This window comes from Burkholderia sp. HI2714 (assembly GCF_002223085.1).
GTDB classification, from domain to species: domain Bacteria; phylum Pseudomonadota; class Gammaproteobacteria; order Burkholderiales; family Burkholderiaceae; genus Burkholderia; species Burkholderia lata_D.
The window spans coordinates 111,620-136,148 of record NZ_NKFM01000058.1; the positions used below are offsets into that span (position 1 = coordinate 111,620).

The 24,529-nt window shown below is 65.8% G+C and carries 21 protein-coding genes; 14 read left to right on the forward strand and 7 right to left on the reverse strand.

Going from position 1 to position 24,529, the window contains the following annotated elements:
• Positions 1-124 precede the first annotated feature (124 nt).
• From CFB82_RS32920 to CFB82_RS32955, 8 genes are all read left to right on the forward strand, one after another.
• Complete coding sequence (locus CFB82_RS32920) at positions 125-1,390, forward strand: ABC transporter substrate-binding protein (RefSeq protein WP_373452979.1); 1,266 nt, start codon at positions 125-127, stop codon at positions 1,388-1,390.
• A complete protein-coding gene (locus tag CFB82_RS32925; protein ID WP_235986607.1) occupies positions 1,374-2,333 on the forward strand; it encodes a carbohydrate ABC transporter permease in 960 nt (319 codons plus the stop codon). The genes CFB82_RS32920 and CFB82_RS32925 overlap by 17 nt, the downstream gene beginning before the upstream one ends.
• Positions 2,321-3,160 carry a carbohydrate ABC transporter permease gene (locus tag CFB82_RS32930; RefSeq protein WP_089446829.1) on the forward strand — a complete coding sequence of 280 codons (840 nt, stop codon included), beginning with the start codon at positions 2,321-2,323 and terminating at the stop codon, positions 3,158-3,160. The genes CFB82_RS32925 and CFB82_RS32930 overlap by 13 nt, the downstream gene beginning before the upstream one ends.
• 10 nt (positions 3,161-3,170) lie before the next feature.
• Complete coding sequence (locus tag CFB82_RS32935; protein ID WP_006480069.1) at positions 3,171-4,205, forward strand: NAD(P)-dependent alcohol dehydrogenase; 1,035 nt, start codon at positions 3,171-3,173, stop codon at positions 4,203-4,205.
• A 3-nt stretch (positions 4,206-4,208) separates the two neighbouring features.
• Positions 4,209-5,402, forward strand: a complete 1,194-nt coding sequence (locus tag CFB82_RS32940; protein WP_089446828.1) for an ABC transporter ATP-binding protein — start codon at positions 4,209-4,211, stop codon at positions 5,400-5,402.
• A gap of 30 nt (positions 5,403-5,432) precedes the next feature.
• Positions 5,433-6,368: an AraC family transcriptional regulator gene (locus tag CFB82_RS32945; RefSeq protein WP_069250467.1), complete on the forward strand. Its 936-nt coding sequence runs from the start codon at positions 5,433-5,435 to the stop codon at positions 6,366-6,368.
• The gene (xylB, locus tag CFB82_RS32950) at positions 6,365-7,831 is read left to right on the forward strand and encodes a xylulokinase (protein WP_089486727.1); all 1,467 of its coding nucleotides are present in this window, start codon (positions 6,365-6,367) and stop codon (positions 7,829-7,831) included. The genes CFB82_RS32945 and xylB overlap by 4 nt, the downstream gene beginning before the upstream one ends.
• 109 nt (positions 7,832-7,940) lie before the next feature.
• On the forward strand, positions 7,941-8,966 hold the full coding sequence (locus tag CFB82_RS32955; RefSeq protein ID WP_089446826.1) for a MerR family transcriptional regulator: 1,026 nt from the start codon (positions 7,941-7,943) through the stop codon (positions 8,964-8,966).
• 378 nt (positions 8,967-9,344) lie between these two features.
• Here CFB82_RS32955 and CFB82_RS42585 read toward each other — a convergent pair whose 3' ends face one another.
• Both CFB82_RS42585 and pdxR read right to left on the reverse strand, forming a co-directional pair.
• Positions 9,345-10,310, reverse strand: a complete 966-nt coding sequence (locus tag CFB82_RS42585; RefSeq protein WP_143750997.1) for a hypothetical protein — start codon at positions 10,308-10,310, stop codon at positions 9,345-9,347.
• Positions 10,311-10,628: 318 nt separating this feature from the next.
• Entirely contained in the window at positions 10,629-12,041 is a 1,413-nt protein-coding gene (pdxR, locus tag CFB82_RS32960) for a MocR-like pyridoxine biosynthesis transcription factor PdxR (RefSeq protein WP_089446825.1), read from the reverse strand.
• Between the two features lie 85 nt (positions 12,042-12,126).
• Between pdxR and CFB82_RS32965 the strand changes: the two genes are divergently transcribed.
• Positions 12,127-12,576, forward strand: a complete 450-nt coding sequence (locus CFB82_RS32965) for a GNAT family N-acetyltransferase (protein ID WP_089446824.1) — start codon at positions 12,127-12,129, stop codon at positions 12,574-12,576.
• Positions 12,576-13,190, forward strand: coding sequence for an FMN-dependent NADH-azoreductase (locus CFB82_RS32970; protein WP_089486728.1), 615 nt, complete (start codon positions 12,576-12,578; stop codon positions 13,188-13,190). The genes CFB82_RS32965 and CFB82_RS32970 overlap by 1 nt, the downstream gene beginning before the upstream one ends.
• An 85-nt stretch (positions 13,191-13,275) precedes the next feature.
• Here CFB82_RS32970 and CFB82_RS32975 read toward each other — a convergent pair whose 3' ends face one another.
• Together CFB82_RS32975 and CFB82_RS32980 are read right to left on the reverse strand one after the other, a co-directional pair.
• Complete coding sequence (locus tag CFB82_RS32975) at positions 13,276-14,091, reverse strand: alpha/beta hydrolase (RefSeq protein ID WP_089446822.1); 816 nt, start codon at positions 14,089-14,091, stop codon at positions 13,276-13,278.
• Positions 14,092-14,104: 13 nt separating this feature from the next.
• Complete coding sequence (locus tag CFB82_RS32980) at positions 14,105-15,400, reverse strand: MASE1 domain-containing protein (protein WP_089446821.1); 1,296 nt, start codon at positions 15,398-15,400, stop codon at positions 14,105-14,107.
• Between the two features lie 299 nt (positions 15,401-15,699).
• On the opposite strand from CFB82_RS32980, the gene CFB82_RS32985 reads away from it, so the two are divergent.
• Positions 15,700-16,656 (forward strand): hypothetical protein, encoded by a 957-nt coding sequence (locus tag CFB82_RS32985; protein WP_089486729.1) that lies wholly within the window; start codon positions 15,700-15,702, stop codon positions 16,654-16,656.
• An 85-nt stretch (positions 16,657-16,741) separates the two neighbouring features.
• Positions 16,742-17,179: a GNAT family N-acetyltransferase gene (locus tag CFB82_RS32990; protein WP_089486730.1), complete on the forward strand. Its 438-nt coding sequence runs from the start codon at positions 16,742-16,744 to the stop codon at positions 17,177-17,179.
• Between the two features lie 25 nt (positions 17,180-17,204).
• Here the strand turns inward: CFB82_RS32990 and CFB82_RS32995 are convergent, their stop codons facing one another.
• The 3 genes from CFB82_RS32995 to CFB82_RS33005 all read right to left on the reverse strand — a co-directional run bounded on the left by CFB82_RS32995 (position 17,205) and on the right by CFB82_RS33005 (position 22,179).
• Positions 17,205-18,044 (reverse strand): peptidylprolyl isomerase, encoded by an 840-nt coding sequence (locus tag CFB82_RS32995; RefSeq protein ID WP_089446818.1) that lies wholly within the window; start codon positions 18,042-18,044, stop codon positions 17,205-17,207.
• Positions 18,045-18,398: 354 nt separating this feature from the next.
• Positions 18,399-20,333, reverse strand: coding sequence for an SMP-30/gluconolactonase/LRE family protein (locus CFB82_RS33000; protein WP_089486731.1), 1,935 nt, complete (start codon positions 20,331-20,333; stop codon positions 18,399-18,401).
• 541 nt (positions 20,334-20,874) lie between these two features.
• Positions 20,875-22,179 carry a dicarboxylate/amino acid:cation symporter gene (locus tag CFB82_RS33005; RefSeq protein ID WP_089446816.1) on the reverse strand — a complete coding sequence of 435 codons (1,305 nt, stop codon included), beginning with the start codon at positions 22,177-22,179 and terminating at the stop codon, positions 20,875-20,877.
• 636 nt (positions 22,180-22,815) lie between these two features.
• Here CFB82_RS33005 and CFB82_RS33010 point away from each other — a divergent pair.
• Together CFB82_RS33010 and CFB82_RS33015 are read left to right on the forward strand one after the other, a co-directional pair.
• A complete protein-coding gene (locus CFB82_RS33010) occupies positions 22,816-23,961 on the forward strand; it encodes a glycosyltransferase (protein WP_089486732.1) in 1,146 nt (381 codons plus the stop codon).
• 5 nt (positions 23,962-23,966) lie between these two features.
• Positions 23,967-24,527 carry a hypothetical protein gene (locus CFB82_RS33015; RefSeq protein ID WP_069252815.1) on the forward strand — a complete coding sequence of 187 codons (561 nt, stop codon included), beginning with the start codon at positions 23,967-23,969 and terminating at the stop codon, positions 24,525-24,527.
• The last annotated feature ends 2 nt before the right edge of the window (positions 24,528-24,529 follow it).

The following is a 24,529-nucleotide window of genomic DNA, read 5'->3' on the forward strand; positions in this document are numbered from 1 at the left end:
AGCAAAAAGTATCGGTTGGCGTTTTCTTTTGATGTGGTGCCCGCATCGCCCCCGTCTCACCATTGTTCCTGCCGTCATCGACGGCATTCGAACAAGCAGAATCAAGGAGACACGGGTGAACAAGATGCGAATCGTCGCAGCCGGCTTGCTGCTCGGCGCCTGTCTGCCGGGCGTCGCGGCCGCGCAAACCTGCAAGGTGCCGACCCTTCGGGTGCTCGCGCAGAAGAGTCTCGGCCTGTCGGTCATGGAGAAATCGCTGGCCGACTACGAGAAGAAGAGCGGCACCAAGGTCGAGATCAGCTATTTCGGCGAGAACGACCGCCGCGCGAAATCGCGGCTCGACGCGTCGACCGGCGCGGGTTCCTACCAGATCTACTACGTCGATGAGGCGAATGTCGCCGAATTCGCGTCGGCCAACTGGATCGTGCCGCTCCTCAAGTACTACCCGAAGGAATACGACTACGACGACTTCCTGCCCGGCCGCCGCGCGGTCGCGAGCTACAACGGCGTCGCGTACTTCGCGCCGCTGATCGGTGGCGGTGACTTCCTGTTCTACCGCCGCGACATCCTCGACGCCGCGCACATCCCGGTGCCGAAGACGCTCGACCAGCTCGTCGCCGCGATCAGGAAGCTCAACGCGCCGCCGAAGCTCTACGGCTGGGTCGCGCGCGGCCAGCGCGGCTCGGGGATGAACGTGTGGCGCTGGTCGCCGTTCATGCTCGGGATGGGCGGCGCCTGGACCGACAAGGGCGGCCAGCCCGCGTTCAATTCGCCGGCCGCCGTGAAGGCCACGCAGCTCTACAGCGACCTGTTCAAGTTCGCGCCGCCGGGCGCGGCGACCTACGACTGGAGCAACGCGCTCGAAGCGTTCCGCTCGGGCAAGGTCGCGTTCATGATCGAATCGACGCCGTTCGCGGACTGGATGGAGGATGCGAGCAAGTCGAGCGTGGCCGGCAAGGTCGGCTACACGCGCCCGCCCGCGCCGCTGCCGTCGGCCGCGTACGGCCACGGCTTCGCGATCTCGGCGGTCGGCGCGAAGGACAACTGCACGCGGCTGGCCGCCGGCCGCTTCATCGCGTGGGCGACCAGCAAGGACCAGGAGCAGGCGCGGCTGCGCAACGGCGTGTTCAGCGACTACAACCGGTCGAGCACGATCGCGAGCCCGTATTTCAAGCAGCACGTCGCGCCGCAGATCCAGGCCGGGCTGAACGACACCAACCCGGTCACGCAGGTGACGATCTGGCGCACGCCGCAGTGGCCGGATATCGGCGACAACCTCGGCATCGCGCTCGAGCAGGTGTTCACCGGCACGCAGACGGACGTGCGCGGCACGCTCGACGACGCAGACCAGTACGCGAAGGACGCGCTCGAACATGTCGCTCGCAAATGACGGCGCCGGCGGACGCGCGCTCGGCGTCCGTCCGGCCCCTTCCCCATCTTCCGCCCGGCGCGGCCGCGCGCGCCGCGACCGCACGAGCCTGCCGTGGGTGTTCCTCGCGCCGACGCTCGCGCTGCTCGCGGTCCTGAGCCTCGTCCCGACGGTCGCCGCGATCAACCTCGCGCTGCGCAACCGCGTGCTGCGCTATCCGGACAGCGAATACGTCGGCCTGCGCAACTTCATCCGGCTCGCCTCCGACCGGCGCTTCCTGAACGCGATCGAAGTGTCGGTGCTGTGGGAAGTCGTCACGGTGGCCGGCGCGGTGCTGGTCGGGATCGCGCTGGCCGTATTCCTGTTCGAGCGTGTGCACGGCCGCTGGCGCCGCCTCGCATCGCTGGTGCTGATCATGCCGGTGCTGCTGCCGCGCGTATCGGCCGCGTTCATCTGGAAGTTCATGTACGCGCCGCTCACCGGCATCCTGAGCTGGTTGCTCGGCATGCTCGGGATCGAGAACACCGCGTTCCTCGCCGATCCGCATCTCGCGCTGTACGCGGTCGCGCTGGTCGACGTGTGGCAATGGGGGCTGTTCTTCGCGGTCGTGATCCTGAAGCTGCTGGAGACGCTGCCGCCCGAGCCGCTCGAAGCCGCGCGGCTCGACTACGCGACGACGTGGCAAGTGCATGCATACATCGCGCTGCCGATGCTGAAGGCGCCGCTCGTGAGCCTCGTGTTCATCAAGATGGTCGAGTCGCTGCGCTCGTTCGACCTGATCTACGTGATGACCAAGGGCGGCCCCGGCATCGCGACCGAGACGCTCGACCTGTACGCGTACCAGCAGGGCATCGGCCTCGCCGGCAAGGTGTCCTATGCGTCGGGCATGGCCGTGCTGATGATGGTCGCGACCACGCTCGTCTTCACGCTCATCTGGAAGAGGGTCAACAAATGGGACGACTGATGGCCCGCCGCGGCACCGCCGCGACCGTTTCGAACCTGTCGACCGTCATGATCGCCGGCGCGATCCTGCTCGTCGCCGCGTTCCCGCTGTTCTGGGCCGTGCTCAATTCGCTCAAGCACCTGCTCGACATCGTCACGCCCACGCCGCGCTTCATCTTCACGCCGACGCTCGCGAACTACGAGCAGGTGCTGTCGAGCCTCGAGGTGCTGATCGGGCTCGGCAACAGCATCGCGATCGTCGGCGCGGCCGTGCTGATCGGCGCGGTGCTCGGCGTGCCGGCCGCGTATGCGATCGCGCGTTACCCGATACGCGGCAAGCGCGACATCCAGTTCTTCCTGCTGTCGCTGCGCTTCCTGCCGCCGGTCGCGGTCGCGCTGCCGCTGATCGCGATCTGGGTCGATCTCGGGCTGTACGACACGAAGCTGTCGATGATCGTCACGTACCTGCTCGTCACGCTGTCGACCATCACGTGGCTGTCGATCCCCGTGTTCCGCCGGCTGCCGCGCGAGATCGAGGAAGCCGCCGCGCTCGATGGCTACGGCCCGTACGCGGTGTTCTGGCATATAGCGCTGCCGGTGTGCGCGAGCACGCTGCTCGGCGGCATCGTGTTCAGCTTCGTGCTGGTGTGGAACGAACTGATGATCGCGCTCGCGCTCACGTCGTCGCGCAGCGCGACGCTGCCGGTGGTCGCGTCCGCGTTCACGTCGCTCGGCCAGGAAGTGCCGTGGGGCGTGATCAACGCGTCGACGGTGCTGCTCGCGCTGCCGCCGCTCGTCTTCGTCGGCATGCTGAGCCGCCTGCTCAATTCGATGGTCAAGGGAAAATAAGGAGAACACGTTGAAAGCACTCGTACTCGAACGCACGCGCGAGCTCGCGCTGCGCGATATCGACCTGCCGCAAGCGGTCGGCCCCGGCGACGTCCGGATCAAGGTGCATACCGTCGGCGTCTGCGGCAGCGACGTGCATTACTACGTTCACGGCGGGATCGGCCCGTTCCGCGTCGACGCGCCGATGGTGCTCGGCCATGAAGCATCCGGCACCGTCGTCGAGACCGGCGCCGGCGTCACGCACCTGCGCGTCGGCGACCGCGTGTGCATGGAGCCCGGCGTGCCGCGCCTCGATTCGCCCGCGACGCTGCGCGGGCTCTACAACCTCGATCCCGACGTGCGCTTCTGGGCGACACCGCCCATCCACGGCTGCCTGACGCCGTTCGTCGTGCATCCGGCCGCGTTCACGTATCGGCTACCGGACAACGTGTCGTTCGCCGAAGGCGCGATCGTCGAGCCGCTGTCGATCGGCCTGCAGGCCGCGAAGAAGGCCGCGATGAAGCCGGGCGACCTCGCGGTCGTGATCGGCGCCGGCACGATCGGCGCGATGACGGCACTTGCCGCGCTCGCCGGCGGCGCCGCGCGCGTGATCCTCGCGGACGTCGTGCCCGACAAGCTCGCGCTGTTCGCCGGCAACCCGGCCGTCACGACCGTCGACGTGCGGACGCGGCCGCTGGCCGACGCGGTGGCCGAAGCCTCCGGCGGCTGGGGCGCGGACGTCGTGTTCGAGGCGAGCGGCAGCGCGAACGCGTATGCGGGCCTCGTCGACCTGATGTGCCCGGGCGGCTGCGCGGTGCTGATCGGGATGCCGGTCGCCCCGGTGCCGCTCGACGTGGTCGCGCTGCAGGCGAAGGAAGGCCGCATCGAATCGGTGTTCCGCTACGCGAACATCTTTCCGCGCGCGCTCGCGCTGATCGCGTCCGGCGCAATCGACGTGAAGCCGTTCATCTCGCGCACGTTCCCGTTTTCCGAAGGCGTGCGCGCGTTCGAGGAAGCGGCGAGCGGCCACCCGCGCGACGTCAAGATTCAGATCGAAATGGATTGAGCCATGGCCCAGATCACCTGCAAGGCTTTGTCGAAGCACTACGACGGCGGCCCCGCCGTGCTGCACCCGCTCGACCTCGAGATCGCCGACGGCGAATTCATCGTGCTGCTCGGCCCGTCCGGCTGCGGCAAGTCGACGATGCTGCGAATGATCGCCGGCCTCGAGGCGATCACCGGCGGCGAGCTCGTGATCGGCGACGCGGTCGTCAACGACCTGCCGTCGCGCGAGCGCAATGTCGCAATGGTGTTCCAGAACTACGCGTTGTATCCGCACATGACGGTGTACGACAACATCGCGTTCGGCCTGCGGCGCCTGAAGGTGCCGGCCGACGAGATCGACCGCCGCGTGCGCGACGTCGCACGCATCCTGAGCCTCGACGCGCTGCTCGACCGCCGCCCGCGCGCGATGTCGGGCGGCCAGCAGCAGCGCGCGGCGATCGCGCGCGCGATGATCAAGACGCCGGCCGTGTTCCTGTTCGACGAGCCGCTGTCGAACCTCGACGCGAAGCTGCGCACGCAGTTGCGCGGCGACATCAAGCGGCTGCATCGGCGGCTGAAAACGACCACGCTGTACGTCACGCACGACCAGCTCGAGGCGATGACGCTGGCCGACCGCGTCGTGCTGATGCGCGGCGGCCACATCGAGCAGATCGGCACGCCGGCCGAGCTGTACGGGCAACCGCACACGGTGTTCGCCGCCGGCTTCGTCGGCACTCCGGCGATGAACTTCGCGGACGGCACGATCGAGCGCCTCGGCGCGAACGTGCTGCTCGACTGCAACGGCGCGCGCTGGCCGCTCGCGTCGCCGCGCTTCGCCCGGCTGCACGACGGCCAGCAGGTGAAAGTCGCGATCCGCCCGAACCACCTGCGGCTCGTCACCGAACCGGATCCGACCCCGGGCACGCTCGCGCTGACCGGCACGGTCGAACTCGTCGAGCTGCTCGGCGCCGAGGCGCTCGTCACGCTGGACTGGAGCGGCCAGCCGTGCGCGGCCCTCGTGCCGGCCCCGATGGCCCCGGCGCCGGGGGCCGTGGTAGCGTTCCGCTTCGACGAAGAAGCCCTGCATCTGTTCGACGCCGGCACCGAGCGCAACGTCACGCTGCCGGACGCGAACCCGATCGCGCACGCGGCGCCGCCGGCGGCCGCGACGCGCACCACGCCGCCCGCCGCGACGGGCTGGTCGATGTCCCGTTCGTAGCACGCCGGCACGCCCCCGACGGAGCACACGATGAACCCGGATCTCGAGATCGTTCCCACCCACCGCGACGAATCGTTCCGCGCGTGGATCCACGACTATCCGCACTCGGTCGCGAAGTGGCACTTTCATCCCGAGTACGAGATCCATCTGATCCAGTCGTCGCACGGCAAGATGTTCGTGGGCGATCACATCGGCGATTTCGGCCCCGGCAACCTGATCGTCACCGGGCCGAACCTGCCGCACAACTGGGTCAGCGAACTCGCCGACGGCGAACGCGTGCCGTCGCGCGACGTCGTGCTGCAGTTCTCGCGCGACGCGATCGAGAAGATGGTCGGCGCGTTCAGCGAGCTGCAGCCTGTGATCGAGCTGATCGACGATGCGGCGCGCGGCGTGCAGTTTCCCGACCGCGTCGGCCGCGACGTCGCGCCGCTGATGCTCGAACTCGCGAACGCGCACGGCTGCCGGCGCGTCGAGATCCTGATGTCGCTGTTCGACCGGCTGTCGTCGTGCCGCGAGCGGCGCGTGCTCGCCGGCCCCGGCTACCGCAGCGACGCGCAGCACTACATGTCGTCGACCATCAACCAGGTGCTGTCGTACCTGCAGCAGAACCTGCCCGGCATGCTGCGCGAGACCGATGTCGCCGCGTTCGCCGGGATGAGCGTCAGCACCTTCACGCGGTTTTTCCGCCGCCATACCGGCTCGTCGTTCGTGCGCTACCTGAACCGGCTGCGCATCAACGAGGCCTGCGAGCTGCTGATGTTTTCCGACCTGACGGTGACCGACATCTGCTACCGGGTTGGCTTCAACAACCTGTCGAATTTCAACCGTCAGTTTCTCGCGATGAAGCAGGTGCCGCCGTCGAGGTTCCGCGCGCTGCACCGGCTCAACGAACCGCACGGCCGCGACGACGCGCCGCCGCTTCGGCGTGCGCCGCCGCGCGCCCCAGACAGGATGCTTCACACGTGACATTTCTCGGCATCGATCTCGGTACGTCCGAGGTCAAGGTACTCCTCACCGATTCCCGTTCGGTCCCGCTCGCGACCGGCTCGGCCGCGCTGTCGATCAGCCGCCCGCATCCGCACTGGTCGGAACAAAGCCCGCAGGCGTGGTGGCACGCGATGCTCGATGCGATCGCGGCGGTGCGCGCCGCGCATCCTGCCGGCTTCGCCGCGCTGCGCGGCATCGCGCTCTCGGGGCAGATGCACGGCGCGACGCTGATCGATCGCGCGGACCAGGTACTGCGCCCCGCGATCCTGTGGAACGACACGCGCGCCGGCACCGAATGCGTCGAACTCGAAGCGCTGGTGCCGGAATCGCGTGCGATCACCGGCAACATGGCGATGCCCGGCTTCACCGCGCCGAAGCTGCTGTGGCTCGCGAAATACGAGCCCGCCGTGTTCCGCGCGGTGCACAAGGTGCTGCTGCCGAAGGACTACCTGATCTGGCGCCTGTCCGGCGAATTCGTGTCCGACATGTCCGATGCGTCGGGCACGCTGTGGCTCGACTGCGCGCGCCGCGACTGGTCCGACCGGATGCTCGCCGCGACCGAGCTGTCGCGTGCGCAAATGCCGCGCCTCGTCGAAGGCAATGCTCCGGCCGCGCAGCTGCGCGACACGCTGCGGCGCGAATGGGGCATCGCGGGGCCCGTGACGATCGCCGGCGACGCCGGCGACAACGCGGCGTCGGCGATCGGCATGGGCGTCACGGGTGCCGGCAGCGGCTTCCTGTCGCTCGGCACGTCGGGCGTGCTGTTCGCCGGCAACGACCGCTTCGCGCCGAACCCGGATGCGGCCGTGCACGCGTTCTGCCACTGCGTCGAAGGGCGCTGGCACCAGATGAGCGTGATCCTGTCCGCTGCGGCGAGCCTCGACTGGCTCGCCCGCGCGCACGGCACCACCGCGGGCGAGCTGGCCGCGCGCGCCGAACGCGCGGCGCCGGTGCGTGCGCCGCTGTTCCTGCCGTATCTCGGTGGCGAACGCACGCCGCACAACGACGCGCATGCGCGCGGCGTGTTCTTCGGGCTGTCCAACGAGCACGCCGCGGACGACCTCGCGTATGCGGTGATGGAAGGCGTCGCGTTCGCGATGGCCGACGGCTACGACGCGCTGCGCGCGGCCGGCACGACGCTCGACGCGGTGTCGTTCATCGGCGGTGGTTCGAAGAGCGCGTTCTGGGCGCGGCTGTGCGCGAATGCGACCGGGCTCGCGATGCAGCGCCATGCGGACGGCGCGGTCGGGGCTGCACTGGGTGCCGCGCGGCTTGCACGCCTCGCCGCGACGGACGACACGCTCGCGGAAGTCTGCGTCGCGCCGCCCGTCACGGAGACGGTCGCGCCTGATGCTGCGACGGCCGATCTGCTGGCGGGGCGGCTGGCGCGCTATCGGCGGCTGTATCACGCGCTGCGCGACGAGTTCGCGGCCGCCGACTGACGCGCGGCGCGGCCTGTGTCTTCATCAATTCGCGCGCGATCGCGCTTGACCCGGCCCTTGGGATCGCCTTTATGCTGGTCGTCACGAATCGACGACCCGAAGGTGACCCATGAGCGATGTCACACGCGGCCTGAGCGCATCGGAAGCCGCTACGCGGCTCGGCGTATCGGTGAAGGCGCTGCGGCTGTATGAGCGGCAAGGACTGGTCACGCCCGGGCGAACGCTGGCCGGATATCGCGCCTACGGCCCGGACGATCTGGCGCGTGCGGCCGAAGTCGCGGCGCTTCGCGCGCTCGGCTTGAGCCTGGCTCAGGCCGCGAACGTGCTGGGAGGCGACGCCCGCAGCCTGAGCGACGCCCTGGCGACGCATGAAGCGGCGCTCGGGCGCGACATTCAGGATCTGGTCGGCAAGGTCGACAAGGTTCGCGCGATCCGCGCCGATCTCGCACGCGGCCGCATGCCCGACGACGGCGAATTGACGCGTCTGCTCGCTCCGGCCGCCGCGGGCGTTGCGTTCAGCCTTCCCTGGCCGTGGGACGGCGAATGGTTCGAATTTCGCGATATCCGTCCGCTGAACTACATCATCGGTTCGCTGGGCAGCGGCAAGACCCGTCTCGCGCATCGGCTGGCCGACGCATTGCCCGGTGCCGCGTTCATCGGGCTGGACCGGCTGGAAGACGGCGGCGCAGCTGCCTTCGCCGCGTTGCGGGCCGATCCGGCGCTGAAGGCGCGGGTCGAACGCACGTCGGCATGGCTCGCTGACGAAGGTGCCACGGCGTCTGCGGCGCTGACCGTGCTGCTTGCCGGCCTCGAGGCGGATGGCGCCGGCGCCCGGGTCGTGGACATGATCGAACAGGATCTCGACCAGCCGACGCAGGCGGCGCTGATTGCGTGCCTTCGCCAGCGTGCCAGAGCCGACGGCATGCGGCCGCTGTTCATGCTGACCCGCTCGTCGGCGATGCTGGACCTGTCGGCCGTCGGACCCGACGAAGCGATCATTCTGTGTCCCGCGAACCATAGCCCGCCGGCCCGCGTCGCACCGTACCCCGGCGCACCGGGCTACGAAGCGGTGGCCACCTGTCTTGCGTCGCCTGCCACCCGCGAACGGATCGCGCGGCTGCCGGAGGCGGGGTAGCGGCATCGCTGCGGATTGGCGTCACGGTCGACGATGGCCGGCGTGTGCGGCTCGGGCAGCCGATGCCGTAGGGCGACAGAGTATGGGCAGCAGTGTGTGCAGAAAATCAGCGACTTACGTCCAGTCGCGCCGCCGGTGCCGGGACGGGGGCGGGGCGTCAGAGTTAGTGCAATTGGTCTACTGCGGCGCCTAACGAGTGGCATTTCGTTGTGCGCGATTGACTGCTGCCGCCCCGAAGCGAACGTTCAGCCTACTCGAACATGTCGGCTACCGCGGCTATTTCACGGCATCGATTGTCGGCAATCGTCCCTGGATAGCCCAGAACCACTGACGGCAGATTACGCGGTGGCCGATCTCCGGTCATTGCTTCTATAACGTTCAATCCTCCGCCGTTAGTTCCACTGTGCTATCTTGGATTCGACATACAAATTTGTGTCGATCCGACGGCGGCACTGAGCGAGAGAAAAATCGAAAATGTTCTGTCGGTTCTTCCATCTCCAATAGAACGGAAATAGATTTTATCTTGTGTTTATTGGCAAGAAGTAGCAGCGTGTTTCTCAGCCCCCCCTCCTCCGCCTCCTTGTTCTCTTCTTGAGATTTTGCTCCGAAATATTTTATTATAACATTTTCGATAATTTTACCTTCCTCCTTTACGCCAATCTCGTCGATCATAGAATTTGCGACAGCGTAGCGAAGCGGACTATCGCTAGCCTCGGTTATAGACGTTACCTTAAACAAATTATAATAAACGAAGTAATCGTACTCTTCATTGGGAACTCGATACACCATGTCCGAAAATCCACGGTGAATGCGATTTAACGGCCTCGTCGCTGGATTTTGTGTTGAACCGACGTAATGTACCTCGGTATCTATGCCGAGATCGATACCGCACTGAAGCAGAAAATCGTGTATGGGCATCGAAACTTTTTCAACATCCGAAACAAAGATCGTTATCAGTCGTTCGGAAACTTCGACGCGTGGCTTGATCGCCTTGCCGCTCTGATAATCACGTATCTTTGTTGTGACCTTTATTGGCTTATCGCTTCGGCCGATCGTTACGTAAAAATTCAATCGACTTCCAAAAAACGAATATCGAGGTTTTCGTTTCATGGAAAATCTAACCCTTTTCCGCGCACCAAGAAAATATACAAATCTCTTGTCGATTTGCGACTTCAATACTGCCTGCAAGTTCTTAAAATAATCCGTTATCTGTTTTTTTACATCAAAGCCATCAGGCGGGTCAATTACCAGGTCATACCAAAACCGATCTGATTTTGAAAGTTCGACTTGCCACTTTTTATCGGCATTTTTGTACGAAGGTTCATTCTTGATGAATTCAAACATTCCACGCGACATGTACGCACCCCGTTTTTATTCGGACACGCAATCGTAGCGGGATTATGTGATTTTCGCTGGGGTACGTGCGTCTGCTTGCCCAAGCCAAACCGATGACTGAAGCAACATCCCAAGCCTGCCGTATACGGGGCCTAGATCGTGACGGATCTGACTGACCTATGAGGTATGAATCCGGACAGCGACGTCACCGGGTGATATCGACAATGCGCAGGACAGTCGCAGTAACTCAGTCAAACAATCGCAAAGCCGTGGCACCAGTCGCACACACTTCGGCGCTCCACGGGTGCGCAATCCACCACACACGGTTCACGCACGCATGAGCCGATACAGGCGCCGCACCAGCGTCAACGCCTGCTGCGCCGACATCAGGTTCGTGAACCCGAGCAACATGCCGGGCGGCATCCGGCGGCCCTGGCTCCACTCATTCAGCGGCTGGATGGAAAACCCCTGCAGCCCGGCCATGCGAGCGACGGCGCGATCGTCGACTGCCGTGCGCCAATAGGCCACCACATGCAGGCCGCCCGCGCGGGGCGGAATGTGCAGCGTATCGCCGAACACCTTGCCCAACGCATCGATCAACCACGCTCGGCGAGTGGCGTACAGCGCACGCATTTTCTTCAGATGGCGCGCGAAGTGCCCTTGCTCCATGAAATCGGCGACGACGGATTGCATCAGCATCTGGCCGCTGCCGCCGAACCAGCCGGCGGTGTCGCGAAAGGCCGCGACCAGCTCCTCCGGAACGACGAGATACCCCAGCCGCAAGCCCGGATACAGCACCTTGCTGAACGATCCGGTGTAAAGCACGCGGTGGTGGCGATCCAGGCTCTTGAGCGCGGGCAGCGGGCGGCCGTGGTAACGAAACTCGCTGTCGTAATCGTCCTCGACGATCCAGGCCCGCTGCTGACGGGCCCAGTCGAGCAAGGCGAGGCGTCTCGGCAGCGACAGCGCGACACCGAGCGGGCTTTGATGGGTCGGCGTCACCACGGCAAAACGTGCATCGGCCGCCCGGCGCTGCCCCGCTTCCACGCACAGGCCGTCGTCGTCGACCGGCACGGACACGAGCCGCATCCCCGCGTGCTCGAGCAGGCGGCGGGCGTGGATATAACCGGGATCCTCGAACCAGCCGGTGTCGCCGGGACGCAGCAAGGTCCGGCAAATCAGGTCCAGCGCGCCGCGATACCCCGCGGTGATGAAAATCTGCCCGGCCGAGCAGTCGATGCCGCGCGACACGCCGAGATAGGCGGACAGCGCGCACCTGAGCCCGTCGTGCCCTTGAGGCGGCGCGTAGTCCAGCGACGGGGTCGCCATCGCCCGCACATGACGCCCGGTGAGCCGTATCCACGGCATGCGCGGAAACGCATCGAGCGCGGGAATGCCCATCTGGAACGGCTTCGGCCCGCTCGCCGTCGAATCGCCGCGCGGCGGTTCGTCCGGCCTGGGCGCCGCGGCGCGCGGCTGCCGGCCATCCGGCAGTTGGGGTGACACGACGGTGCCGGCCGGCCCGTGTGCGACCAGGTACCCTTCGCCGATGAGGATCTGATAGGCCGCTTCGACGGTGCCGCGTGCCAGATTGAGTTCGCTGGCCAGGCTCCGTACCGACGGCACGCGCTTGCCCGGCGCAAGCTTGCCCGTCTCGATCGCATCGCGGAAACGCCGGACCAGTTGCCGATAGACCGGCATGTCGAGATGACGGTCCGGCATCAGATCGTCGATTTTCATGTCCCAGTCAAATAGTCACTTTTTGGACCTTCAGGATACGCCATCCGATTCGTACAGTAACGTACGTTACCGTGGAGCAATCGTGATGCCAGAGATCCATTTGAAACGTGCCGAGACGGACGCGGATTACCGGTCGACGTTCGACGTGATGCGCGAGCTGCGCCCGCACCTGGCCGATGCCGATGCGTTCGTGCGGCAGATGCGCCGCCAGGCCGAACAAGGCTATGTGCTGCTGACCGCACGGCACGGCAACCCGGACGGCGCGGTCGTCGCGCTGGCGGGATACCGTCACCTCGAAAACACGCTGTACGGGCGCTTCGTCTATGTCGACGATCTGGTCGCGACCGAACACGCGCGCGGTCAACGGCTGGGCGAGCGGTTGCTCGATGCGGTGCGCGACGACGCGCGGCAACACGGCTGCCCGCATCTGGTACTCGATACCGGGCTCTCCAACGCGCTCGCGCAGCGTTTCTATTTCCGCCAGGGGCTGCTGTCCCGCGGCATGCATTTCAGTCAGTCTCTACAGGCGCTCTGATGAACAACCTTCTTTTTGTCGATGCCAGTCCGCATGGCAGTCATTCGCTGGGCGCACGCATTGCGCACGAAGCCATCGCGCAATGGCAGGCGGCCCGCCCCGATGCGCGGGTCGTGTCGCGCAGCCTCGGTCAACCCGGATTGCCTTCGCTATCGGCCGACTATGCGCATGCGGTGGTCGCGAGGCAGCCGGATTCCGATCCCGCACTGGCGTACTCCGAACAACTGATCGCGGAAGTGGAACACAGCGACGGCGTGTTGATCAGCACACCGATGCACAATTTCACGGTGCCTGCCGCGCTGAAGTTGTGGATCGATTTCGTGCTACGTATCGGCCGCACGTTCACGGCCACGCCGGAAGGCAAGTTCGGCCTGCTCACCGATCGACCCGTGCTCGTGCTGGTACGCTCGGGCGGCATCTGCACCGGCGCAGCGGCACGGCAGCCCGATTTCCTGACCCCGTACCTGAAGCAGGTGCTGGCCGTCATCGGCCTGTCGACGGTCGATTTCATCTACCTCGAAGGCATTGCGCCGAGCGACGCAGCCATCGATGCGGTACGCGGTCAGTTGGCCGCATCGCCCCTGCTGGCGCGACGCGCGACGGAAACGGCATGAATTCGCCAAGCCCCGGTACGCATGCGTTACCCGATGCGGACCGGGGGCAGCGGATATAAGGCATCCCGGGCCGGGCAGGTCGCCGTCAGGATTCCAGCCGTCCCATCCGGCGCGCCATCGCCGGGCTGACCGCATGCACCGGATCGAACCCGAAGAAGTCGAGCACGTGGCGCGCGACGTCGTCTCGATCGTTGTCCGCGCAGATCATGTGATAGCTGTTCTCCAGCACGATCCCGCGCGCGTCGGGCATCGTTTCCAGCAGGAAATCGGCCGAGCGCAGGCTCGTCAGTTCGTCCTCGCGCGCATGCAGCACGAGCGTCGGGCACGGCGTGCCGGCCGCGGCCTCGAGCACCCAGTCGCGCATCCGGTCGACCTGTCGCACGCACGCGAGCGGCACCCACGCATAGTGGAAATTGTCCTCGCGCTCGAACTTCTTCTTCACGATCGCGCGGATCGTCGCGTTCTTGATGCCGAACGGATCGCCTTCCTCCACACGCATCCGCTCCGCCACACCCGGCACGCGGTACAGCACGTGCCGCAGCGCGCGGTACCACGGCGTCGACCAGCCGTCGATGAACACCGGCGTGGCCAGCAACGCGAGCCGGCCGCGCGCATGCTGCACGCGATGGCACAGCAGCAGCGCGACCAGCGCACCCATGCACATGCCCGCGACATGCAGCGTGTCGTACTCGTTTTCCAGCGCACGATACTGCTCGGTCACCGCATCGAGCCACGCCTCCGCGCGCACGCCGACCAGATCCTCGGGGCGCGTGCCGTGCCCCGGCAGCGTGATCATGTGCGTGTTGGCGCCCGCGCGCCGCATCGCCTTGTGCAGCGAACCGAGATCGTATTGCGTGCCGCCGAGTCCATGGATCAGCAGGACGCCCGTGCGGCCCGTCATGACGTGCGTCCGCTCATTCGTCCGCCGCCGGCCACACGCGCTCGAGTTGCCAGACGCCCGCCACCACCGTCACGTCGACATTCGAATCGAGCAGTGGCGCGCCATGATCGGTGACCGTCTGCGTGCCGCCGTCGCGCTGCACGATGCGCAGCGACAGCGATGCGCGATCCTCGCCCGCGATCTCCGCATCCCAGTAGTCGCGCAGCGCATCGCGGTCGCCCGGCTGCACGCGTTCGAGCACGAGCGGCACGCTCGCGATCTGTGCAGCATCGACGCCGACGCCGAACACACGCTCGACGTCGCCGCTCCACTCGATCCGCCCCGATTCCGGGTCGAGCACGTATGCGATCTGGCCGGCGCTCGCGAGCGCGAGCTCCATGTTGTTCTGCAGGACTGCCGCATGTTCATGCACGCGTTCGCGGGTCGTCTTCAGCGTGCTCACCGCCAGCACCAGCAGCGACGCGACCGCCAGATAGAGCTGCGCCTCGAGCAACGCACTGCCGTAATGCTCGTGAAACGACGCGAACGGGCCGTCGCCCTGCGCGGTCTGCTCGATCACGATCAGCGCGAGCACCAGCACCGACGACGAGCCCGCGCGGCCGCCGAGCAGCAGCGTCACCGCGACGGTGAGGAATAGCGGGATATACGTCAGCGCGAAGCCGGCGCCGGTGCCGAATTTCTGCGACGTGTCGCCGTCGAAGATCACGAGCGCGACGCCCACGACCAGCACGAACGAGACCATGCCGAGCACGAGGTCGAAGCGCTCGTGATCGCCCGAGCGGTGCGCGCGAAAGCGCGACCATGACGCGAGCACCGGCGTGACCAGCAGCACGCCGACGAAATCGGACGCGGCCCACACCGACCACACGTCGAAGAACGGCGCGCCCTTGACCACCGTGTACCAGGCCGCGCCGCCGATCGCGCCGACCACGCCCGCGATCAGGCCGGCGAGGATCACCGAGCGCAGGAAATACAGCCCCTGGAGCGAGAAGCGCACGCGCTGGACGAGCCACACCGCGAGCGCGGCCGCGCCGACCTCGTCGACGGTGAACAGCACTGCGTTGAGCAGGTTGCCGTGTTCGATGCCGCTCAGCGCGAGCTGCCCGACCAGGAACGCGCCGGCCAGCGTCAGCCATTCGCGCATCGGCCGCAGCATGAACGCGCCGACCGTCACGCCGGCCGGCAGCCAGATATAGCCCGTCAGCCGGACGGGGCCGTTGAACTGGTGCGAGATGTAGCCGGTCGCGAGATAAAGCGCCGCCCAGAGCAGCGCGGCGACGAGGCCAGGCCGCGATCGTTTGGTGTCCATCGAGAATCCCTGTGTGCTGCGCCTGCGGTCGGCAGGTGCGCGATGTGCGAATGATATGCGGACGGGGCGGGCCGGGGAATACCGGGGCCGGAAGCGCGTGCGGGCGCCCGCGCGCTGGCGGTTGTGACCGGGCAAGGATCGGAAAAGTTCGGCGTGTGCCGGGTACGGTCGGGACACGTCAGAACGTCGTCTTGGCCGGACGGCCAAAATCGCCCGCGGCCGGTGGATCGCATCTAGCATGAAAGACATCCGAAAGCATGCGCTTCCGGTATCGTCCACGTCATCCGCCCACTTTCCGCATGACCATACGCCATGAAAACCGTACCGGCCCGGCCGATCCCGGCCCCCTCTGCGCCATGAGCCGCTTTCGCGCCACATACGACGGGCCCGCGCTCGAATCGTCGGAAATGGACGTGCGCGAACTCGCGCCCGCGCTGCTTGCCATCGGGGATCTGCTCGACGCATCGACCCGCGCGCTGTGCGGCAATCAGGTGCGCCCGCAGGTGAACGTGCGCGGCAGCTTCAAGACCGGCAGCTTCGGCATCGACTTCACGCTCGCGACCTCACTGCTCGGCCGCATGCGCGACATGCTGAGCGGCAACGAAGGCACGGCGCTCGCCAATGCGGTCACGATCCTGACCGCGCTCGGCATCGCCGCGCCGAAGGCGGGAAAGGGGCTCTTCGCCGTCCTCAAATGGCTGCGCGGGCGCGAGATCCGGCAGGTGCAAATGCAGGACCACACCGCCATCCTGCACGTCGAAGGCGACATCCTCGAAATCGACCTGCCCGTCCTCACCCTGCTGCGCGACGTCGGCGTGCGCCGCGCTACCGAGCAAGTGCTTGCACCGCTCGCGCGCGAAGGCATCGTGGTGTTTGCGGTCGGCACCGATACGGAGATAGTCGAAACGGTCGCCCGGAGCGAAATCGCGTGGTTTCACGCGCCCGAACCCGCCGACTCGCTCATCCTCGACGAGCATTGCAAGATGGCGTTCTCGATCGTGTCGCTCGCATTCAAGGACGACAACAAGTGGCGGCTGTACGACGGCACGTCGACGATTCACGCGGCGATCTCGGATGCCGGCTTCCTGTCGCGCGTGAACAACAGTCAGATCAGCTTCAGCAAGGGTGACGTGCTCGTGTGCAAAGTCCGCATGCAGCAGTGGCAAACCTCGGACGGAGCAAAAACCGAATACGAAGTGACGGATGTGCTCGAACATCGCCCGGCCGGCCTGCAGATTCAGTTGCCGGGGCTTTGACCGGCCCTCCTCATTCGGCAATCATTCGCTGGGGTTCGACCTTCCCGTCGACGCTCCCGCCTTCCCGAACGAACGAGTCCGCCCGATGACACACGCAATCCGCCTGCGCCCGGCGTCTGCCGCCGACCTGCCGTTCCTGCTGACGCTGCGCAAGCTCACGATGACGGAGCACCTGCAACGCGCTGGCATGCCGTCCGACGACGACGCGCACGACCGGCGCATCCGCGCGCATTTCGACGATGCGATGATCGTCTGCGAAGGCGATGAAACCATCGGCTTGCTGAAGGTGACACGCGCCGCCGACGAGTGGCACGTGCACCAGATCCAGATCCTCCCGGCGCACCAGGGCCAGGGCATCGGCGAAGCCGTGCTGAGCGCACTCCTGAACGACGCGGCACGCGCGCACGTGCCGGTGTCACTCAGCGTGCTGCACGGCAACCCGGCGCGGCGGCTCTACGAACGGCTCGGCTTCCGCAGCGAATCGGAAACCGAAACGAGCGCGAGCATGATCTGGCGCGCGTGACGTCCCGCGTTCCGATACCGCCGCATTACTGCGTGATCTTCGCGTCCTTCAGCAGGTTGCCGATCATCTGCGCACTCGCCTTCTCCACCGCAGCCGCCTGCAGTTGCTGCTGAAGCCCCGGCTTCGCGGTCGCGAAACCCGGCACCTGCGTCGGCCGCTTCGCATCCAGCTTCACGATCGCTCGCACGCCATCGACCGGAATCGAATCGCTCGTCGCGGCACCGACCTTCAGTTTCTCGAGCGCCTGCGCGACCGGCAGCGGCAGGCCGGACGTCTTGCCTTCCGTCGCCGGCGTGTGGAAGCTCACCCACGGCAGCTCGCCGCCGGCATCGCGGCTCGGCGCCATGCTGTACTGACGCGCCAGCCCTTCGAACGACTTGCCCGCCTTCAGTTCGCTGAGCACCGTCGCGGCCGTCACCGGATCCTTGACGATGATCAGGCGCGGCTTGTACTCGTTCTTGCCGAGCGCGGCCACGAGTTCGTCGTAGCGCGCCTTGACCTGTTCTTCTGTCACCGGCTCGGGCTTCACGTTGTCGCGCAGGTAAAGCTGCACTTCGGCATTCGTTTTCGCCTGCTGCACCGCCGCCTTGACCTCGGGCTTGTCGGCATAGTTCGCCTTCTCGGCGGCCTGCTGAACCAGCACGCGCGTGATCAGCTGATTCTTGATCGCCTGGCGGATCTGCGGCGAGTCGGGTTGCCCGGACGCGCGCAGCAGCGTATCGACGTCGGCCTGCGTGATCGGCGTGCCATTGACCGTCGCAACGGTCGCCGTGGTCGCCGCCGTCTCTGCATGGACAGTACCGCTCAGTGCGCCGGCCAGCGCAGCAATCAGCAACAGGCGGTTCGGTGTGGGTTTCGTCTTCATCTTTTCGTCACTTCGGCTCAAAAAACGCGGCATGGGAAGCCGCGCAAATGCCCCGGCACTGCAATGCGCCGGCGCAACCAGTCAGTCGATTCGGGTCATCGTCATGAGCACGCGCAGTGCCTGCCGGTGCCGCAGTCATTGTGCCCGTAACCGATTTTCCGCGTCGTGTGGTTGGGGACAGCCGCCCGGCGGGCGGCGAGGCGCGCGTTGCGCACGCCGGTCATTACGAACGCGTGATGTGGAAATTCTGTGGAAGCGGCATGGAAATCCCGCGAAACCGCGATGAATCACGTCATGGCGTCGCGAGCCCGGCCGCCGACCGAGGTCGAGGCGGTCGCGCGTGCGTCGTCAAAGTCAGGGCGTCCAGCGGTACACGGTGATGCTGTTCCCTTTCACGTTGTTCTTCATCACCACGTACTCGCCGTTCGATCGGCGGTAGGCGCGGATGCTGTACATCGCATCGATCGCGCTGCTGGTATCCACGGTCGCGGGGCTCGCGTTGACCAGCGTGGTGTCGAGATTGCCGGTGGTGAGGTTGAATGCGTCGACGTTCGGCCACAGCGGCCCGCTGCTGCTGAACCAGTAGCCGACGAACAGATGGTTGCCCACCGCGTCGATCGATTTCGCGCCGCTGTGCGGCAGCGTGATCACCGGGTCGGGCTTCGTCGTGTTGCCCGCGCTCCAGCCGTGATACACCTCGATGCGCGTGCCGATCGACGTCCAGTCGTTGCTCCCGATGGCGCCCTGCGCGAGCACCATCGTGTCGCTGTCCGCGAGATAGACGATGCGCGTGAGCGGCTGGATGCTGTCGGGCACGCGGGTCGCGACGCCCGGCCCCCACGACGGCTTGCCGCTCGCGTCGAAACCGGTCAGCGGGTAGTGGGTAATCGCGCCGGTCTTGTCGAGGCCGGCCCACACATCGCCCTTGCTGTCGATGCTGAAGCCGCTCGTCACGCGCCGCGTGGTGTTGAACGCGGGGCCCGGGATCGAGCCGTCCGGAATCGCGATATAGCCGTTCGCCGCGTTGAAGTGGAAGAAGTAGAAAATCGGCGGGTTCTGACCCGCCGCGACGAGAATCCGGTTCGCCCCCACCGACGTGAGCAGCCCGAAATGCTCGTCGCGCTGCGTGTCGCTCATGTTGATGCGCGGATCGGCTGGATACGTGAACGGGTCGACCGTGTTCGCGACGAACTTGCCGCCCGCGCTGCCGCTGTACACATGCGTGCCGCCATAGAACAGCGCGCCGTCCGTGACGGGGTCCGGCGCGGCGATCCCTTCGAAGTTCAGCGACTGCAGCGTCCACCGCAGGCTGCCGGTGCTGCTGTACGCATGAATGTCGGTCGCGCCGTTGCGGCCGAGGTCCCAGCTGCCGCCCCATGGATTGTTGAGCACGTAGAGATTGCCGCCGGTGTCCTTGCCGAGCCCGACGATGCGCGTGAAGCGCTGCGCACCGACCTGCCCCTTGATGCCCGTCGTCGTGTCGAGATAGCCGCCGCGCACGCCGAACGTGCCGGCCAGCGCGGGCCGTCCCGACACCGTATAGCGCTTGATGTTCTGGTCGGGGCCTTCGTCGCCCACCAGCAACTGGCCGGCCGTGGCATCGAAAACCAGCGCCGACGGCTGCGACCCGGCCGGCATCCGGATCGTGTTCAGCAGCGCACCGGCCGGGCTGAAGCCGGCGATCGCGCCCGCACTCTTCTGCGCGACCCACACGTTGCCCGCGCCGTCCACCGCGAGCGCGCCCGGTGCTGACACGCTGATGTCCCGCTGCCACGCGCCGTCGGTGGTGAATACGCGCACGCGATTGCCGTAGAAGTCGCTCGCATAGAGCAGCGAGCCGGCCGTTGCGAGCCCGGTGACAACATCGATGCGCGGCTGGTTGGTCGCCGCGCTGACCTGGATGACGCGGTCGCGATACTTCGTCGCGCGGTTGTAGCGCCCCACCGCGCCGCTGCCGTACGTCTTGCCGGGCTGCAGCGCGGCGAACAGCGACGTCGCGTTACCGGTGATCGCGCTGCCCTGGAACTCCGAGTGCGTGCCGATCGAGCCGATGCTCTTGCCGTTCTGGTAGATCGCGACACCGCCTTCGTCCTCGTCCCACATCGACGCCGTATAGATCACGCCTTCGGGCGCGACCCACATCGCGCGCGCGACGTTGCCGACGTGGGCCGCGAGCGTGCCGTACGTATTCGCCAGCCAGTCGGTGGTGTTGCCTGCGTGAACGGCGGGGGTCATCGCGGCGATCGCTGCGGCGAGAAGCGCAGCCTGAAATCGTTGTCTGGCGACCATGACGGATGTGCTCCTGAATGGTGGAACATTCACATGAAGGGCAGGCCGGATGGCTTGAAAACCGTAATGCGTAAATTCTTCCCCTGAATCATCCGGCGCAGTCGGTATTACGTGCAGCATGCGTTCGATAATGCGCAGCGCGAGAATAGCGTTATATAAATCGAAAAAAATTGCGAATCGCTCGCGTCATTGCGATTTTCACGGGTTCGGCTTTGATGGCATTGCCCGTGACACCTAGGCGCGCCGACGGCGAGCGCGACTGCGCGACAGTGAATGGTCACTTACACGTCGAATCGGGGATCGGGAAAATCAGGCTTGCGCGTGTCCGCGGGAATATCGCCGTGTATTCAACGACGACGGATTGAAACGGCGAGCGCCAAGTATCAATCATGGAATCAGGGAAAACGACCGCATTCAAGACGGCATCATCGTCCCAAAACAAATCGCCGGCCTGAATCCGTTTCGAATCCAGGCCGGCGATTATCCACTACCGGAAAGCAGGCAACGCACCCCTATCGCTGCGCTGCCGCATTGCTGCACGTCATGCCGATGCCGAGGTCTCCGGCACCTTCACCTTCATCGCACGGCCATTGTCCGGATCGTTGTCGTCGCGCGGGGCGTCGAGCTGCCCTTCCCACTTCGCGACCACGGCCGCCGCGATCGAGTTGCCGACCGCGTTGGTGGCCGAGCGCCCCATGTCGAGGAACATGTCGACGCCCATGATCAGCAGCAACCCGGCTTCGGGCAGGTTGAACTGGTTGAGCGTCGCCGCGATCACGACCAGCGACGCGCGCGGCACGCCCGCCATCCCCTTCGACGTGACCATCAGCATCAGCAGCATCGTGATCTGCGTGCCCAGCGGCAGATGAATGCCGTACACCTGCGCGATGAACAGCACCGCGAACGTGCAGTACATCATCGAGCCGTCGAGGTTGAACGAATAGCCGATCGGCAGCACGAAGCTCGAGATTTTGCGGTTCACGCCGAAACGGTCGAGCGCGTCCAGCAGCTTCGGGTACGCGGCTTCGGAGCTCGCCGTCGCGAACGACAGCAGGAACGGCTCACGGATCAGCCGGATCAGCGTGAACGCACGCTTGCCGAGGAACGTCACGCCGGCGAGCGTCAGCACGCCCCACAGCAGCGCCAGTGCCAGATAGAAGCTCGCCATGAACTTCGCGAACGTGAGCAGGATGCCGAGCCCCTGGGTGGTAATCGTCGACGCCAGCGCCGCGAACACCGCGACCGGCGCGAACCACATCACTGCGCCCGTCACCTTCAGCATCACCTGCGCGAGATCGTCGATCACGCCGGTCAGGCGCTTGCCCGACTCGCCGAGCGCGGACAGCGCCGTGCCGAAGAAGATCGAGAACACGACGATCTGCAGGATTTCGTTGTTCGCCATCGCTTCCGCGATCGACTTCGGCACCAGGTGGACCACGAAGTCCTTCAGCGTGAAGGCGCCCGTCTTCAGGCCGAGGGATGCATCGGACGCCGGCAGCGGCAGGCTCAGATGGCTGCCCGGTTGCAGGATCGTTGCGGTCAGCAGGCCGAGCAGCAACGACGTGAACGACGCGATGAAAAACCAGCCGAACGCCTTGACGCCGACGCGGCCCACGGCGCTGCCGTCGCCCATTTGCGCAATGCCGACGGTCAGCGTCGCGAATACCAGCGGCGCGATGATCATCTTGATCAGGCGCAGGAATACGTCGGACAGCAACGACACGTAGCCGGCGACCTCCTTCGCCATGTTCGGGTCGGGAAACGCGCTATGACAGGCGTAACCCACTGCGATACCAAGAATCATCGCGACAACGATGTACTTGGTGATGTTGTGCTTCTTCTTCATTAGTAATCCAAATCACAAATCGTATGTTGCTAACGGCTGGCACATCTTTCGCGCCCGGCTACAAATCGAAACCCACGTCTCTCTGGGTGCGACGAGTCCGCCTTTGGCAGTCGCCATGGCGGACAGGGGGGGCATTCTAACGCAAATGGCCGTCCGGCTTTCAAATCTGAAAGTCAAACGGGTTGATCTGCGTCCGGATGCCGTCGAAAAGTCGGGTTTTGTCGCGATCCAGCCCGCTTCCTGCCTGGTTCCTGCCTGGTTCCTGCCTGGTTCCTGCCCGGTCGGCGGGGGTAATCGGGCCGCGTCTCCCATCGCGCAGGCTCGCCACGGTTCACGCGCCGGCGACAGGAACCGTATCGCCAAACTCCCCCTCCTCCCCGGCGGCATCGCACCGCGTGACGACACGGTGAACGATCGTGACACTTGTTCACAAAGATGCGCAGACCTTGACACTACGGTACGTAATGCTTCTGTAATATTTGGAAACGATTCGCGGTGGCGCCCCGCCGGGGCGTCGATGCGCGATCACGCATCGACAACGCGGGCCCCGGTTCGAGTCATTGCTTTCACTAGGCGGACGCGCTTGTTTTCTCAGTAGTCCTGCCTAATGAATGATCGAGGAAAGGCGGCATCGTGATGAACATTCTGTATACCAACTTCCACGGCGACTACGGCGGCGGCCAGGACACCTACGTCCGTGATCTTGCCGCCGCGATGAGCCGGCACCATCGCGTGACCGTCGCGTCACCGGAGGGTAGCCGCCTGTCGCGACTGTTGAAGGACAGTCCCAACGTGGCCATCTTCGACATGGAATTCAAGCCGCGCTGGAACCGGCTGTGCCAGGAAATCCTCCGGCTGCGCCAGTTGATCGTCGCCGAGCGCTTCGACGTCATCCATGTGAACGGGTCCGCCGATCACCGGCAGGTGATGCTCGCGCTGCTCGGCTGCCGGTATCGGCCCGCGGTCGTGCTCACCAAGCACAACACCTACCGCGCCGACAGCTTCGGCAACCTGCTGCGCGCACGCCTCGCCACCGACCACACCATCGCGGTCAGCGACTACGTGGCGGGCATGCTCGCGCTCCGGTCGCCGTACGGGAACGTCACGGTCGTCAAGCACGGCGTGCGCTGGCAGGCCGCGGAACGACTCGCGAGCGATGAAATCCGCCGCCGCAAGATCGCGCTGTTCGGGCCGTCCGGCGCGGACGCGATCGTGCTGGGCAGCAGTGCCGGCACCGCGCCGGAAAAAGGCTGGATGGACCTGATCGCGGCGCTGGGCCGCCTGCCCGAACACGAGCGCGAGCGGTTTCGCGTGCTGCTGGTCGGCGCGGAGCCGACCGCCGAGCAACGCGAGCAGATCGCGCTGCACCGCATGGCCGCGCGCACCGCTTTCACCGGCCGGCTCGACGACGTGCGGACACCGTTCTCGATCATCGACGTGTCGTTCGTGCTGTCGTACCACGAGAGCCTGTCGTATGCGTGCCGTGAAGCGATGGCGCTCGGCTGCCCCGCGATCGTGACGCGCGTGGGCGGGCTGCCCGAGAACGTCGAGCCGGGCGTGGACGGCTGGGTCGTCCCGCCGCGCGAACCCGCTGCGATCGAGGCCATCCTGCGCGCGATCATGCGCGAGCCCGGGTGCGTGCGCGCGATGGGGCGCAGCGCGCGGCTGAAGGGCAAGCGTGAATTCTCGTTCGAACGATTCATCGACGCGACGCTGTCCGTCTATCAGAACTCGATTCGCCACAACCCGTATCGTCGGGTGACATCCATGAGGTCCGTTTAATGGCAATGAATATCTGGAAGAAGTACTGGGACCTGCGCACGCAGGAGTGCCCGTGTGACGTGCACTTCGTCGAATGGCTGGAAGCCGCGCGCCTCAAAGGCATCCGCATCTATCACTTCGGCACCGGCGGCCATCATCATGTCGGCGTGGAATGCGCGCGGCCGCACCTGAACAACACCGTCTTCGGCGTGACGGCGTCGCCGAAGGAATACAAGTCGTACGTCGATCTCGTCACGCGGCAACCGGAGGTGAGCAAGACCTATCTGGCCTATTTCGGCGACATCTATACGAGCAATTCGGACCTGCTGCCGGCGTTCGACGTCGTCACGCTGTTCCATCTGTGCGAATTCCGCGACGAGACGAACAGCCGCTACGGTGCGAAGACCGACGCCGACGTGCTCGACCTGTTCGCCCGCCATACCGCGCGCAACGGCCACCTGCTGTTCTACAAGGGCTCGTCGGCATACCGGAAGGCCGAGCCGATCATCGAGCAATGGGCGGCGAATGCCGATTTCGTCGAAATCGGCGACTTCAAGACCCTGCGGATTTTCCGCAAGGCCGCGTAATT